This window comes from Flavobacterium sp. SOK18b, assembly GCF_014156605.1.
GTDB lineage: Bacteria > Bacteroidota > Bacteroidia > Flavobacteriales > Flavobacteriaceae > Flavobacterium > Flavobacterium tiangeerense.
In genome coordinates this window covers 1-15791 of the sequence record NZ_QKNZ01000024.1, presented here as the reverse complement: position 1 = coordinate 15791, position 15791 = coordinate 1, and the positions used below count along the sequence as shown (strand labels likewise).

Genomic DNA, 15791 nt, shown 5'->3' with positions numbered 1-15791 from the left:
CAGAATACAATAAAAATGAATTTAAATAACATACATAACGTTTATTTTATAGGCATCGGAGGAATCGGGATGAGCAATCTTGCTCGTTATTTTAAAACATTAGGAAAGCAAGTTTCTGGATATGATAAAACCCCTTCAAGTCTTACAAGTGAATTAATAGCGTCTGGAATTTCAATTCATTTTGAAGATGATGTTCAATTGATTCCAAAAGATTTCTTGATCAGTAATACACTTGTAGTGGTAACTCCGGCTGTTCCAAAAACGCATTCTGAATGGAGTTTTTTCTTAGAAGAAGGATATGAAATAAAAAAGCGAGCGGAGGTTTTAGGTTTGATTACCGAAAATACGTTTTGTTTTGCAGTAGCAGGAACACATGGCAAGACAACTACATCTGGGATTTTAGGACATATTTTAAATGAAAGTGGTGCTGATGTGACTGCTTTCATAGGTGGTATTGTTGAGAATTATAATTCAAATTTAATAGGCAACGGTAAAACAATTACCGTGGTAGAAGCAGATGAATTTGATCGTTCTTTTTTACATTTGCACCCCAATATTGCATGCATCACCTCTATGGATGCTGATCATCTAGATATTTATGGGACAAGTGCAGCAATTGAAGAGTCGTTTGTAGAGTTTGCCTCTAAAATAGAAGATAAGAGTAATCTTTTCATAACAAAGGATTTACCATTAGAGGGAATTACCTGCGCCGTAAATGAAGATGCTGTTTATAAAGCATTTAATGTTCGTGTAGGAAATGGAAGTTATGTTTTTGATGTTCAAACACCATCTGGTGTGATGCAGGATTTGCATTTTGGACTTCCAGGAAAGCATAATCTTATGAATGCCTTGATGGCAATTGGTATGGCAAATTTATATGGAACTCCTCAAGATGCTATTGCAAAAGCTATTGCGTCATTCAAGGGTATAAAAAGAAGATTTTCATATCAAATAAAAACGGATCATAAAGTCTATATTGATGATTATGCACACCATCCTACTGAGATTAACGCAGTGCATCAAGCAGTAAGAGAGTTGTATCCTAACCAAAAAGTGTTGGCAATTTTTCAGCCACACTTATTTAGTAGAACTCATGATTTTGGGGATGATTTTGCCAAAAGTTTATCGGCTTTTGATGAGATTTTGCTTTTGGATATTTATCCTGCAAGAGAATTGCCTATGCCGGGAATAACATCAGAGTGGTTGTTGCAAAAAATGACTAATGAGCATAAAGAATTAGTAGAAAAGAAAGATTTAGTTCAAAAGATTGTAAACAGTGATGCAACAATTATTGTTACAATAGGTGCGGGAGATTTAGGAGAATGGGTTCCAACAATTAAAAAAGCATTAAATGAAACTCTTTAATTGGACAAATGTACGATTAGTGCTCATGTTTGTACTGGTGATTTTTTTATTTTCATTCACATCAAAACGAAATGAAAATAGAAAACTGAAGCAATCTACAGTAACATTTGTGGGAGTTAATTCGCCATTTGTTAAACAAGAAATAGTTAATAAATTGTTGATAGAAAATAGTGACAACGTAAGAAGTATTCAAAAAGTTAATTTAGATTTGAATAAACTAGAAACCACTATTGATTCACATGCTATGATTAAAAAATCAGAAGTATATGTGACCATTGATGGCGTGTTGAAAGCAGTGGTAGAACAAAAGACTCCAATTGCTAGGGTGTTTGATAATGGTAAGTCTTTTTATATTGATTATCAAGGCGATAAAATGCCTTTATCAGATAACTTTACAGCCAGAGTACCGCTTGTTTCAGGAGCGAGAAATAAAAAAAATAGCGAAGAATTAACAAAATTATTTCGAGTTATTTACGATGATGAATTTTTGAAAAAAAACATCATTGGGATACAAATAATGCCAAACGGTAGCCTAATTATGCACAATAGAAATTTTGATTATCAAATAGATTTTGGTAGTCTGAATTTTTCGGTGTTAAAATTTAGGAATTATAAAGCTTTTTTTCAAAAGGCTGTTTTGGATGGTTCTTTGTATAAATATAAAAAAATTGACCTCCGATTTACGGATCAAGTAGTTTGCACTAAATAATTGATAATGGAAAAAGAGAAGATTGCAGTAGGACTAGATATTGGGACAACTAAGATAGTTGCCATGATAGGCAAAAAAAATGAGTATGGTAAACTGGAAATTTTAGGTTTAGGTAAATCTAAAAGTCTTGGTGTGGCTAGAGGTGTGGTTAATAATATTACACAAACTATACAGTCTATACAACAAGCAATCCAAGATGCCGAAAATAATTCAGGTTTTAAAATTAAAGATGTAGTAGTAGGTATTGCTGGTCAGCACATACGTAGTATTCAACATACAGATTATATTAGCAGACACAATCCAGAAGAAGTAATAGGCGAAAGTGATATACAACTTCTTATTGATCAAGTGAATAAATTAGCCATGTTACCTGGAGAAGAAATTATCCATGTCTTGCCTCAAGAATTTAAAATTGATGGCCAATCAGAGATTAAGGAACCAATTGGAATGTATGGCGGAAGACTTGAAGCAAGTTTTCACGTGGTTGTAGGGCAAGCAGCTTCTATAAGAAATGTTGGGCGTTGCATTCAAAGTTCGGGTATTGAGCTTTCTGGGCTTACACTCGAGCCATTAGCTTCTGCTGATGCGGTGTTAAGTCAAGAAGAAAAAGAGGCAGGAGTTGCCTTAATTGATATTGGGGGTGGGACAACTGATTTAGCCATTTTTAAAGATGGAATCATTCGTCATACTGCTGTTATTCCTTTTGGAGGGAATGTTATTACTGATGATATTAAGGAAGGATGTTCTATTATTGAAAAGCAAGCCGAGCTTTTAAAAGTGAAGTTTGGATCTGCTTGGCCTGGAGAAAACCGTGACAATGAAATTGTTTCTATACCAGGATTAAGAGGAAGAGAGCCAAAAGAAATTTCATTAAAAAATCTTTCTAAAATTATTAACGCACGTGTAGTTGAAATAATTGAACAAGTTTTTACCGAAGTGAAAGCTTATGGTCATGAAGATCCAAGAAAGAAATTAATTGCAGGTATTGTATTAACTGGAGGTGGAGCTCAGTTGAAACATATAAAACAACTAGTAGAATATATTACAGGAATGGATACCAGAATAGGATATCCAAATGAGCACCTAGCAGGGAATTCAGATGAGGAAATATCAAGTCCTTTATATGCAACAGCTGTGGGGTTAGTAATGAAAAGTATAGAAAACAAAACTCAAAGTGCAGTACGATTGGATCTTGTTGCTCCAGTAAAAGAGCAACCAGTTTATAGAGCGCCCGTGGCTGTGGCACCAACTCCTGTAAATGAAGTGTCTGAAATCGCAATAGAGGAAGAATACAATATTAAAGAGAAACAACCGGATTCTACCGCAACTAGAATTCAAAAAAACTTCTTTGATCGTTATGTGGATAGGATCAAAGAATTTCTTGATAATGCAGAATAAAACTCAAAAAAGAAGCTAAGAATTAATAATAATTTCAAAAAACCCAAAATTATGCCAAGCAACACAGAATTTGGAAGTATTTCATTTGATTTACCTAAAAACCAATCAAATGTAATAAAAGTTATAGGGGTCGGTGGAGGCGGAAGTAACGCTATCAACCACATGTTTAAGCAAGGAATAAAAGGTGTGGACTTCATAGTGTGTAATACAGATTCTCAAGCTTTACACAGCAGTTCAGTGCCAAATAAAATACAGTTGGGTGTTCATCTTACCGAGGGATTAGGCGCAGGTGCTAATCCTGATGTAGGTCAACAATCAGCTATAGAGAGTATCTCCGAAATTGAAAAAATGTTGGATCAAAATACCAAGATGGTTTTTATTACCGCTGGTATGGGTGGTGGTACAGGTACCGGTGCAGCTCCAGTAATTGCTCAACTAGCTAAAGAAAGAGATATTTTAACAGTAGGTATTGTTACACTACCGTTCCTTTTTGAAGGTAAAGTGCGTCAAGAGCAAGCTTTAATTGGAATTGAAAAATTACGTAAACAAGTAGATTCCTTAATTGTTATTAACAATAACAAACTAAGAGAAGTTTATGGAAACCTTGGTTTTAAAGCAGGATTTTCAAAAGCGGATGAAGTCTTGGCAACTGCTTCACGCGGAATTGCCGAAGTAATTACGCATCACTATACTCAAAATATCGATTTAAGAGATGCTAAAACGGTTTTGTATAATAGTGGAACCGCAATTATGGGTTCATCAGTTTCATCAGGTGAGAACAGAGCAAAAGAGGCTATAATTGCAGCTCTAGATTCACCATTATTAAATGATAACAAAATTAGTGGTGCCAAAAACGTATTGTTGCTTATCGTTTCTGGTACTAATGAAATTACTATCGATGAAATTGGGGAAATCAATGACCACATTCAAAACGAAGCTGGACATAATGCCAATATCATCATGGGTGTAGGTGAGGATGAGTCTCTTGGAGATGCTATTGCAGTAACTATTATTGCAACAGGATTTGACATAGAACAACAAAATGAGATTGTAAACACTGAGCCAAAAAAAATAATTCATACTCTAGGGGATGAGCAAAAAAACGTGTACAATTTAATAAACAATTCTGTAACTGCTTTTGACTTAAGTATGGAGACTCCAAAAGCGTCTTCTGCCAATGATAGAATTGTATTTGATTTAATGGAGGACGAAGTAGTTGTCAAAACTCCAGTTGTGAACACACCAACGATTAATAATGAGGACTTAGTTGAAATGTCTGATTTTATAAACAATTTAGACGTAACATTCGAAATTGTTTCACCTATTACTGATATCGATTTTATAGTTTCTACTCCGGCAGTAGAGCCACAATTGGTACAAGCAAAAACAACAGAAAAACAAGAGCAAACATCATTTTCATTTGATTTGCCTCTTTTTAAATCAGAAGTCTCAGAACAAAAACAAGACAATAACGTAATTTTTGAATTGACAAATGAGACTAAAGAAATTAAAGTAAATGAAGCAGTTCAATTTGTACCAGTAACAGAGCTTTCAGATAATGGAATTATCAAATATTCACTAGAGGAGTACATGGATGAAGAACCAGAGTTTATGCCAAAAGCTGCGGTAAAAGCAACTGAAGTAGTAACACCAGCAGAATTGAATATTACTTTGAAACAAGTGGATACGACAACAGCTGAGCATTTAAATTTTGAAAGCATTGCTCCTACAGAAATGACGATTGAAGAATCATTACGAATGAGAGCTGATGAGCGTAGAAAGAAATTAAAAGATTTCAATTATAAGTTCCATAATAATGTTTCTAAAATTGATGAATATGAGAAAGAACCTGCTTACAAACGATTGGGTATAAACATCTCAAGTAATCAAATGAATACTGCAAACTCAAGGATATCTGTTGGTACAGATAGTAACAATGATTTGCAATTGCGTTCAAATAATTCGTATTTACACGATAACGTAGATTAAGGTACTAATTAATTCTAGGAAACCCGAAAATTAATATGATTTTCGGGTTTCTTTTTTTACTACAATCCACCAGATAGCAGTTGCTATTCCCGTTAAAATACTGTAATTTTGTTGGGCCTCAATCCAGCTGTTGCTGCAAGCTTTTTGTGCAAAACGCTTTTTTCTACGGTCTTAAAAGAGCTTCTTTCAGTCGCTTTTTAACTCCTAGAAAAAAATTGCTTTTTGCCCTAAAAAGGCTTTTCACGACCATCTGGGGCAGTAAGCAACAGTGCGCCGTAACTGCTGTTTCATTATAATTGAAAAAACAAAGACATAAGATATGAGTTTATCAACATTAATCATGGACGAAATGAAAACCGCCATGAGAGCTAAAGATACCGTTGCGCTTGAAGCATTAAGAGCAATAAAATCAGAAATATTACTAGCACAAACGGCAACAGGATCTAAAGAAGAAATTTCAGAAGACGATGAAGTTAAGTTGTTACAAAAACTTGTAAAAACGCGTAAAGAAAGTGCCCGAATATTCACAGAGCAAAACCGTTTAGATCTTGCTGAGCCAGAATTAGCGCAAATAGCAGTTATTGAGAAATTTTTACCAGCTCAATTGTGTGAGGCAGAAGTAGAAACCGTTATTGCAGCAATTATTGCCGAAACCGGGGCAACAGGTATTGCATCTATGGGGAAAGTTATGGGATTAGCAGCAGCAAAACTTGGCGGAACTGCTGAGGGTAAAACGATTTCTACAATAGTTAAAAAATTATTGACCTAAATTTTAAGATTCAAGATTAACAATTATAAATCAGAAATCTAGAATCGTTAATCACAAATCTCTAATCAAATGGCTGTGTAGTTCAACTGGATAGAATATCAGATTTCGACTCTGAGGGTTGCAGGTTCGAACCCTGTCGCGGCCACTTTTTAACTTTTAAATGCCTCAAAAAATCACAAGTTATCTTGAGTTTTTTGAGGCATTTTTTTTATGAATTACTTTAATATGGATGTCCAAGTAGTTTTGACAGTTTTTATTACTCTCTTTTTTCTTTTATTTATATTGTTTAAAGTCGTTGAGCCATCTTATATGATGTTCTTTAATAAGCCATTGTTCATACATTGGTATCCTTTCTCTAAAAGACTGAAGCCTCATAAGCGAAAAATTTTATCAGATGATTTTCCTTTTTACAGTACTTTATCCCCTAAACGAAAAGAGTATTTTGAACATAGAATACTTATGTTCACAAAACAATATCAATTTATAGGTAAAGATCTTGTAGTTACAGAGCAAATGCGATTGCTAATAGCAGCTACTTATGTCATGCTTACCTTTGGGATGCGTAATTATCTTGTTCCGTTGTTCAAGCGAATTGTAATTTATCCTACGGCATACTTCTCAACCGAAAATGAAGTTTTTCACAAAGGCGAGTTTAATCCTATGATGAAAGCAGTAGTTTTTTCATGGGAAGATTTTATGCTAGGTCATTTAAGTTCAACTGATAATTTGAATTTAGGATTACATGAATTTACGCATGTACTGCATTTTCATTGTATGAAAAATAATGATCCCAGTTCTATCATCTTTTTTGATGCCTTTAATGAAGTAGTCAAGTATTTTTCTGATTCGGTTTTAAACTCTTCATTAAGCGATACTCAGTATTTTAGATCCTATGCGTATGAAAATCAATTTGAATTTTTAGCAGTAGTTTTAGAACATTTCTTTGAAACGCCAGCTCAATTTAAAACCGTGCATCCAGATTTGTATGATCATGTTGTCACCATGATTAATTACAAAGAAAATCAATAAAAATGGCGCACTAGGCGCCATTTTGTATTAAAAAGTAGTAAGTTTTTTTAGATCTTGAATTGTCTGTACAGGGTCTGTTGCTTTAAAAACAAAACTTCCTGCAACAAGAACATCGGCTCCTGCTTCAACAAGTTCTTTTGCATTAGAACTAGTTACACCACCGTCAACTTCAATTAGGGTGTTGGCTCCTTTTCTTGTAATTAAAGCTTTTAGTTTTTCAACTTTAGAGTAAGTGTTTTCAATGAAAGATTGTCCGCCAAAACCAGGATTTACACTCATGATACAAACCAAATCAATGTCATTAATCACATCTTCTAGCAGGTCAATTGAAGTATGTGGATTGATGGCTACTCCCGCTTTCATTCCTTCTGCTTTTATGGCTTGTAGCGTTCTGTGCAAGTGCGTGCACGCTTCGTAATGTACGCTAAGAATATTCGCTCCAAGTCCAGCAAATGTTTTGATGTAGCGATCTGGATCTACAATCATTAAATGTACATCAATTGTTTTTGTAGCGTGTTTAGCAATGGCTTCAAGTACTGGCATTCCGTATGAAATGTTAGGTACAAAAACCCCGTCCATGATGTCTATATGAAACCAATCGGCTTCACTGTTGTTAATCATTTCAATGTCGCGCTGTAGGTTTCCAAAGTCAGCTGCTAATACTGATGGAGCAATAAGTGTATTTTTCATTGTGTAGTTGTTTAATCTGAATTTGTTTCAGATTCTTTAGTTGTTGTTTGTGCAAAAATAGTTTTTTTAGACCAATTGCAGTAATTTTTCATTAAGAAGAAACAACGACTTTTAGTAACGAAGGTAGCGTAAGGGATAGTAGCGGCATCCTTTTGTGCAGCGTTAGCGAAACAAAAGATATTGCGAATAGCCCGACCCGAAGTTTTTACGGAGGGTTACGCCGTGGGAGTTATCAGTATTCAGTTAGAAGTGAACAGTAATCAGTAATTAGTGGACAGTTTTTAGTAAGCAGTAAACAGTGAGAAGTAATCAGAGAATATCGATTTGAGGTATTATTGAAAAAAAATAAAACCTCGGACACCCGATCCGCAGCGGCGGAGAACAGACTGAGGTTTTATTGAAAAAAATAAAACCTCGGTAATCAGCCGAGGTTTCAATCATCAATCAAAAAACGAACAGTTAATCAGACTGTTGTTTGCTTTAAAAAAGTTTCAAGTTTAAGGTTTCAAGATGTTTTGAGCAACCTGATACTTTAAACTTGAAACAAATATAGTTATCCTAAATAGGTTTTTAAAATTTTACTTCTAGAAGTATGTTTTAATCTACGGATTGCTTTTTCCTTGATTTGACGTACACGCTCACGAGTTAGGTCGAAAGTTTCTCCAATTTCTTCTAAAGTCATTGGATGTTGGTCACCAAGACCAAAATACAAACGAACTACATCAGCCTCACGTGGTGTTAGAGTTTCAAGAGAACGCTCAATTTCGGTACGCAATGACTCGTGAATTAACTCTCTATCTGGGTTTGGAGACTCTCCAGAACGCAATACATCGTAAAGGTTAGAATCTTCACCTTCTACAAGTGGAGCATCCATGGATAAGTGACGGCCAGAGTTTTTCATAGACTCTTTTACATCATTTACGGTCATGTCAAGTTCTTTTGCAATTTCCTCAGCAGATGGCGGACGCTCGTTAGATTGCTCTAATAAAGCGTACATCTTGTTGATTTTGTTGATAGAACCAATTTTATTTAATGGCAAACGCACAATACGAGACTGCTCAGCCAAAGCTTGCAAAATCGATTGACGAATCCACCATACGGCATACGAAATGAATTTGAAACCACGAGTTTCATCAAAACGTTGTGCTGCTTTTATAAGTCCAAGGTTTCCTTCGTTAATTAAATCGGGAAGAGTTAAACCCTGGTTTTGATATTGTTTTGCCACCGATACTACGAAACGTAAGTTGGCTTTTGTTAATTTCTCTAAGGCGCGCTGGTCACCAGCTTTAATCTTTTGTGCTAACTCTACCTCTTCATCAGCCGTGATAAGATCAACTTTTCCAATTTCTTGTAAATATTTGTCTAATGATGCAGTTTCACGATTCGTTACCTGCTTGGTAATTTTAAGTTGTCTCATGGTGTTGTCTCCTCAATTTTAAAGTGTACAAATAGTTATACGTAAGGAGTTGCAAAAAAGTTACATTTATTTTTAAATTTTATTTTAAAAAAATTTTTTGGGCATTTTCGCCGCGGCGAATCGGGCTATTCGTTACAATCTTTTTATTCGCCGCGGCGTATAAAAAGGATTTTCACTGCTATCCCTAATGCGGAGTCGTTTTTAGAACGTTATGTGTTTTTAGGAAAACAAAAATCCCGTTCGCATTGGCGAACGGGATTTTCTATAAATAAACCTTTAGTAAACTAAGATCTGATTACTCTTTTTTCTCCTCGCGTGGAGGTCTAGCGATAAGTGCTTTACGAGACACTTTTTCTTTTCTAGTTTTTGGATCAAGTCCTAGGTATTTCACTTGAAACACATCGCCCATGTTTACAACATCAGTAACGTTTTCAGTTCTTTCCCAAGCTAGTTCGGATACATGTAATAATACTTCGTTTCCTGGAGCTGCTGTATATTCTACAACCGCACCAAAATCAAGCATTTTAATTACTTTCACTTCGTAAGCTTCACCCATTTGTGGTTTGAAGGTAATAGATTGAATTTTAGCCAATACTGCTTCAATTCCAGCAGGATCAGTTCCTAAAATTTCAATTACACCTTGCTCGTCTACCTCGTTGATTACGATAGTTGTTCCTGTAGCTTTTTGTAATTCTTGAATCACTTTTCCACCAGGTCCAATCAATGCACCAATAAAGTTACCAGGAATAGTTCTGGTGATGATTTTTGGAGCGTATGGTTTCACATCTTCTTTTGGAGCAGCAAGAGTTTCAATTAATTTTCCAAGAATATGCAAACGACCGTCACGAGCTTGAGCTAGTGCAGCTTCCATAATCTCGTATTTCAAACCGTCAATTTTGATGTCCATTTGGCAAGCGGTAATTCCTTCAGAAGTTCCAGTTACTTTAAAGTCCATGTCTCCTAAATGATCTTCATCACCAAGAATATCAGACAATACAGCAAAACGTTCTCCGTCAGTAATTAATCCCATTGCAATTCCAGAAACTGGACGAATCATTTGGATACCAGCATCCATTAATGATAATGTACCAGCACAAACGGTAGCCATAGAAGAAGAACCATTCGATTCTAATACTTCAGAAACTACACGAATTGTATAAGGACAATCAGCAGGAATCATGTTTTTCAAGGCGCGTTGTGCCAAGTTTCCGTGACCTACTTCTCTTCTTGAAGTTCCTCTTAAAGGACGAGCTTCACCAGTTGAGAAAGGAGGGAAGTTGTAATGCAAGTAGAATTTTTCTTCACCTTGTTCAGATGGAGAGTCAATTTGGTTAGCTTCTCTAGAAGTTCCTAAAGTAGCTGTAGCCAAAGCTTGTGTTTCTCCACGTGTAAACAATGCAGATCCGTGTACTGATGGTAAATAATCAACCTCACACCAGATTGGTCTGATTTCAGTTGTTTTTCTTCCGTCAAGACGAGTTCCTAAATCTAGGGTTACGTTACGAACTGCTTCTTTATTGGTTTTGTAGAAATATTTGGAAACTAAATCTCCATTTTCAGCCAATTCTTCTTCAGTAAATAAAGCTTTCACTTCTTCTTTTACTTCTGCAAATGCAGCAGTACGTTCTTGTTTAGAAGAACCTTTGCTTGCAATAGCATATATTTTATCGTAAGACGCCGCTTTTACTTTAGCGTAAATAGCTTCGTCTGATTTTTCAGTTTCGTAAGTACGCACTTCTTTTTTTCCAAAAGCGGCAGCTAATCTTTCTTGTGCAGCAATTTGTACTTTAATGTGTTCGTGAGCAAATTTAATTGCTTCTAACATTTCTGCTTCTGAAATCTCTTTCATTTCACCTTCTACCATGGCGATAGAATCGGTTGAAGCTCCAATCATCATGTCAATGTCTGACAATGCTAATTGAGCACGAGAAGGGTTGATGATGAATTTACCATCAATACGACCAACTCTAGCTTCAGAAATTAAAGTTTCAAATGGAATGTCAGACAATGCAAGCGCTGCCGAAGCTGCTAATCCTGCTAACGCATCTGGCATTACATCTTCGTCATGAGACATCAATTGAATCATAACTTGAACTTCAGCATGGTAATCATCTGGGAAAAGCGGACGCAATACACGGTCTACCAATCTCATAGTTAATACTTCGTTGTCACTAGGGCGTGCTTCTCTTTTGAAGAAACCTCCAGGGAAACGACCTGCTGCAGCAAATTTTTCACGATAATCTACCGTTAATGGTAAAAAATCAATACCAGGACTTGCTTTTCTTGCGGAAACAACTGTACCTAAAATAACAGTTTTTCCAATTCTTACTACTACAGATCCATCAGCTTGTTTTGCTAAACGACCTGTCTCGATTGTGATGCTTCTGCCATCACCTAAATCGATACTTTCTACAAATAATTGTGGAATCATAAATTTAATTTTTTAGTTAAACATGGGTTCTAGTTGTGTTGTAGTTGTTGTTTTGCGTAGTTAATGCCTAAAACCCAATGAAAAACCAAACTTTTTTTAATAATCAATCCTAATGGATTGATTTTGTGATTTTGTCTTAGCTCTAATCCCTTTTGTGTCAGGACTTCTGTAGTGATTTAAGACAATAATATATAAAATAAAAAAAGAGGCACTTTCGCACCTCTTTTCTATTGATTATTTTCTGATATTCAATACTTTGATAATTTCACGGTATCTGTTGATTTCTTTCTTTTTCAAGTAATCTAACAACGATCTTCTTTTACCTACTAGTAATACTAATGAGCGCTCTGTGTTATAATCATGACGATTTTTTTTCAAGTGCTCCGTTAAGTGGCTAATTCTGAAAGTGAATAAAGCAATCTGCGCTTCAGCTTTTCCAGTATTCGTTTTTTCTCCGTGTTGTGCGAAGATTTCTTCTTTAATCTCTTTAGTTAAATACATTCCAATATTATTTAATGATTCTTATGTATGTCTGCCATCTATTGGTAGACGGGTGCAAAGATAGATTTTATTTTTAAAAACTAAAATTAAACTTTCAAAATTTTTTAAAAACTTCAATATCAATTATTTAGCTTTATTGCGATTGCACTGTGATAGGTAATGAATATAAAATTCGAACTGGAATCCCTCTTATTTTTCCGGGAATCCAATTTTTAGCTTCATTTATTAAACGTAATGCTTCAGTACCTGTTTCAAATCCTATATCGCGCAACACTTTAGGTTCTACTAACTTTCCATCAGTATTCACAACAAAAGACAAGTAGATTTTACCACTTAATCCAGCAATTTTTGGTGTTCTGAAGTTTCTACCTATATATTGGTAGAAATAATTTATTCCTTTTTTAGGAATTGCTTTTTGCATTATTTCGGTATAGCTAAATTGTATGTTGTCTTCATTGGTACTAGTTCCTAGAATTAATTTGCCATTATTATATTCTTCTTTAAAAGTTATTTTTGGATGTAATGAATTCCCTGTCCAAAATCCATCTTTCAAACCGTTTTTGTATGCTCCTTTCTCAAAAATTAAATCTTTATTTTCACGTCCTTCACTAAAATTTTCAAGTAATGCTTCGAAGTTTCCATTGCCATCAATGATTTGTTGCACATTATTTTGATCCCAATACTGATTTAATTTTTCAGTGCTCTCTTTTTTTATTTCGTCAAAACTATATTCTTTTTCAAACTGTATTACGCCATTTTCGTGCCATTGATACTGTTTTCCGATTAAGTGTGAATCAACATAATTTGAAATTTGTTTTTTATTACCATTTTCATAGTATGAAATACGAGTGCCATCAAATCTTAATATATCTCTGTCCTTTGTCTTTCCCTTTACCGCTATTTTCCCAGATTTATAATAGTCTGAAAAATCATATATTTTTTGATTTAAATAGTAATCTTTTACTACTCTAACATATTTATAATTCATTTCAGTACTTATAGCTCCTAAAGAGTCTATATAAAAAGCTCCATCCCTATTTTCTTGAGCTATCGATCGAGAAATAGTTAAAATAAGTATAAGGCTAAAAAAATTAAATTTCATATTGAGGAAATTGGATTGCTGTAATCGGTTAAAACTCTAATACAATTTTGATATTTGTTCACAAACAAACTCTAAAAAACGCTCATCTTCTTCAGTAAAGGGATCTATAACATGGCTGTCAATATCAATTTGACCTATATTTTGTCCGTTTACAAAAAGAGGTACAACGATTTCAGATTTTACAGTAAAACTACAAGCAATATAATTGTCTTGAGCGCTTACATCGGGCACCACAAAATTAGCATTGGATTCAGCCACTTGTCCGCAAATTCCTTTTCCAAACGGGATAACGGTATGATCTGTTTCTGCACCTACATAAGGGCCTAAATGTAAAGTTTTGGCTTCATGATTAGCAAAATAAAATCCTACCCAATTATAATATGAAATAGAGCTGCTTAATAATTGGCAAATTTCTAATAATTTTTCATCCCTTGTTTGTTCAGGACGTGCTATGATTTCGGATACTTTTGGTTTTAAATCTTGAAATGTCATTTTTCTTAAATTTTAGTTAGTACAAAAGTATTTAAAGAGATTTCTTTATTTTACATAAATTTGTTAAAAATTTTATTTTGAAAAAATATTTAGAACGCTACAAACCCTTTTTACAATTCTTAGGTTTGTTTTTTATAAGTTATTTGATTTTTACATTGTGTTATCAATATTATCTTGGAACTTATGAAAATAATGAAGTTGATAGTTTTACTAGACTTGTAAGTATAAATACGGCCCAAATACTTCAAGTATTCACAGATGGATCTTATGTGATGAAAGATGCCTCTCAAGATTATATCAAATTGATTTATTGTGGAAAATACGTAGCTAAAATTGTGGAGGGATGCAATGCTATGAGTGTTATTATTTTATTTGCCTCGTTTATAATTGCTTTTTCAGGAAGATTTAAACCAACGTTTTTATATATTGTCTTGGGTAGTTTATTTATTTACATGCTTAATGTATTGCGAATAGCCTTGTTAATTTCGTTGATTTTTTATTATCCTGAACAAGAACCTTTATTGCATGGGGTAATTTTTCCGCTTTATATTTATGGTGTTGTTTTTATTTTATGGATTTATTGGGTTCAAAAACATTCAAAGTATGCGTCAAAAAAAACAAAATAAAATATTTAGAATCTTAGTCATTGTAATATTGCTTTTTCTAATAATTCTAGTTAGAGCCTACGAAAATCAATTGTTTAATGATCCTTTATTGGAGTTTTTTAAAAAAGATTTTTCTAGTTTGAGTCTACCCGATGTTTCAAATTATGCTTACTTTATGGTATTGTTTTTTCGATATGCTATAAATACTGTTTTGTCATTAGGTATTATTTATTTTGTGTTTAATGAAATTGAATTGGTAAAATTATCTCTGGTTTTGTATTTGTTGTTTTTTGCGGTTTTGATCATTGGTTTTTTTATTGTTGCCAATATTTCATACGAGAACCAAAAATGGCATTTGTTTTACATTCGAAGATTTATCATACAGCCCATTTTTTTATTGCTTTTTGTTGCGGGTTTTTACTATCAAAAAAGAAGGTAGTATTCGTTTTATTGCTTTTTAATCGTTAATAAAACTTTAAAATAAGGTATTGTATTGCTCCAGAAACTTATAATGCTTACTTTCACACACTATAATTTTAGGTTTAAAATATTTTTAGAATGAACGAATTTGATTGGAAAAATTTAATTGACCCGCTTTTTTACATCCATTTTGACATAAACGGAATCAAGTTGGGAATTTATATAGTTTTATTTATTGTTTTTGCCGAAACTGGTCTTTTTGCAGGTTTCTTTCTGCCAGGTGATAGTTTGTTGTTTTTGGCTGGAATTTACAGTCGAGATTTAATTGAAAATATTTTTATAATTGATAATGATTTTTTGAATGTAGTTTTGTTATCTACTTTGGTAGCATTGTCAGGAATTTTAGGTAACGTGGTGGGATATTGGTTTGGTTCAAAAAGTGGATATTATTTGTATAACAAAGAAGATAGCTTTTGGTTCAAACGCAAATACTTGGTTCAGTCTAAAGATTTTTTCGAAAAATATGGTGGTAAGGCAATTATTTTTGCTCGTTTTTTACCAATTTTTAGAACATTTGCGCCTATAGTGGCAGGAATCGTATCTATGGATAAGAACAAGTTTATGTTTTATAACATCGTGAGTTCTTTTATATGGTCATTCACTTTAATTTTCGCAGGACATTATTTGTATGGTTTTCTGTTAGAGAATTATCAAATTGATTTAAAAGAGCATATAGAGTTGATTGTATTAGCACTAGTAGGTATAACAGTTGTACCGGTTATTTATAAGTTTAGTAAAAAATCAAAGGTTCAAGAAGAGTAATTTAATTGGGACTTTAGCAACAATTGATTTAAATAAAAAAAGGATGTAGTGT

General features: G+C 33.9%; 15 protein-coding genes and 1 tRNA gene. 10 read left to right on the top strand and 6 right to left on the bottom strand.

The genetic code is table 11. The features are described from left to right. Positions 1-15 precede the first annotated feature (15 nt). The 7 genes from murC to DNC80_RS05620 all read left to right on the top strand — a co-directional run bounded on the left by murC (position 16) and on the right by DNC80_RS05620 (position 7259). Entirely contained in the window at positions 16-1365 is a 1350-nt protein-coding gene (gene murC, locus DNC80_RS05650) for a UDP-N-acetylmuramate--L-alanine ligase (RefSeq protein ID WP_182649964.1), read from the top strand. Further along, on the top strand, positions 1352-2074 hold the full coding sequence (locus tag DNC80_RS05645) for a cell division protein FtsQ/DivIB (protein WP_182649962.1): 723 nt from the start codon (positions 1352-1354) through the stop codon (positions 2072-2074). The genes murC and DNC80_RS05645 overlap by 14 nt, the downstream gene beginning before the upstream one ends. Before the next feature lie 6 nt (positions 2075-2080). Further along, positions 2081-3472 carry a cell division protein FtsA gene (ftsA, locus tag DNC80_RS05640; RefSeq protein WP_182649960.1) on the top strand — a complete coding sequence of 464 codons (1392 nt, stop codon included), beginning with the start codon at positions 2081-2083 and terminating at the stop codon, positions 3470-3472. Positions 3473-3523: 51 nt separating this feature from the next. After that, a complete protein-coding gene (gene ftsZ, locus DNC80_RS05635) occupies positions 3524-5461 on the top strand; it encodes a cell division protein FtsZ (protein WP_182649958.1) in 1938 nt (645 codons plus the stop codon). Between the two features lie 319 nt (positions 5462-5780). Next, entirely contained in the window at positions 5781-6230 is a 450-nt protein-coding gene (locus DNC80_RS05630) for a GatB/YqeY domain-containing protein (RefSeq protein WP_182649956.1), read from the top strand. 71 nt (positions 6231-6301) lie between these two features. Continuing rightward, positions 6302-6375 (top strand) — tRNA-Arg (locus DNC80_RS05625). 65 nt (positions 6376-6440) lie between these two features. After that, positions 6441-7259 carry a zinc-dependent peptidase gene (locus DNC80_RS05620; protein WP_182649954.1) on the top strand — a complete coding sequence of 273 codons (819 nt, stop codon included), beginning with the start codon at positions 6441-6443 and terminating at the stop codon, positions 7257-7259. Positions 7260-7286: 27 nt separating this feature from the next. On the opposite strand, the gene rpe is transcribed toward DNC80_RS05620, so the two are convergent. From rpe to DNC80_RS05590, 6 genes are all read right to left on the bottom strand, one after another. Next, entirely contained in the window at positions 7287-7949 is a 663-nt protein-coding gene (gene rpe / locus DNC80_RS05615; RefSeq protein ID WP_182649952.1) for a ribulose-phosphate 3-epimerase, read from the bottom strand. A gap of 553 nt (positions 7950-8502) precedes the next feature. Further along, complete coding sequence (locus tag DNC80_RS05610; protein ID WP_026707723.1) at positions 8503-9366, bottom strand: RNA polymerase sigma factor RpoD/SigA; 864 nt, start codon at positions 9364-9366, stop codon at positions 8503-8505. A 295-nt stretch (positions 9367-9661) separates the two neighbouring features. Then, positions 9662-11797: a polyribonucleotide nucleotidyltransferase gene (locus DNC80_RS05605; protein ID WP_144889281.1), complete on the bottom strand. Its 2136-nt coding sequence runs from the start codon at positions 11795-11797 to the stop codon at positions 9662-9664. Positions 11798-12031: 234 nt separating this feature from the next. Beyond that, complete coding sequence (rpsO, locus tag DNC80_RS05600; protein ID WP_144889279.1) at positions 12032-12298, bottom strand: 30S ribosomal protein S15; 267 nt, start codon at positions 12296-12298, stop codon at positions 12032-12034. 133 nt (positions 12299-12431) lie between these two features. Continuing rightward, positions 12432-13400: an energy transducer TonB gene (locus DNC80_RS05595; protein WP_182649949.1), complete on the bottom strand. Its 969-nt coding sequence runs from the start codon at positions 13398-13400 to the stop codon at positions 12432-12434. 36 nt (positions 13401-13436) lie between these two features. After that, positions 13437-13892 carry a GAF domain-containing protein gene (locus DNC80_RS05590; RefSeq protein ID WP_182649947.1) on the bottom strand — a complete coding sequence of 152 codons (456 nt, stop codon included), beginning with the start codon at positions 13890-13892 and terminating at the stop codon, positions 13437-13439. Positions 13893-13969: 77 nt separating this feature from the next. On the opposite strand from DNC80_RS05590, the gene xrtF reads away from it, so the two are divergent. The 3 genes from xrtF to DNC80_RS05575 all read left to right on the top strand — a co-directional run bounded on the left by xrtF (position 13970) and on the right by DNC80_RS05575 (position 15739). Continuing rightward, positions 13970-14518: an exosortase family protein XrtF gene (gene xrtF / locus DNC80_RS05585; RefSeq protein ID WP_182649945.1), complete on the top strand. Its 549-nt coding sequence runs from the start codon at positions 13970-13972 to the stop codon at positions 14516-14518. Further along, positions 14496-14936, top strand: coding sequence for an exosortase F system-associated protein (locus DNC80_RS05580; protein ID WP_182649943.1), 441 nt, complete (start codon positions 14496-14498; stop codon positions 14934-14936). Before xrtF ends, DNC80_RS05580 begins: the two co-directional genes overlap by 23 nt. 119 nt (positions 14937-15055) lie before the next feature. After that, positions 15056-15739 carry a DedA family protein gene (locus DNC80_RS05575; protein ID WP_182649941.1) on the top strand — a complete coding sequence of 228 codons (684 nt, stop codon included), beginning with the start codon at positions 15056-15058 and terminating at the stop codon, positions 15737-15739. Positions 15740-15791: the final 52 nt, after the last annotated feature.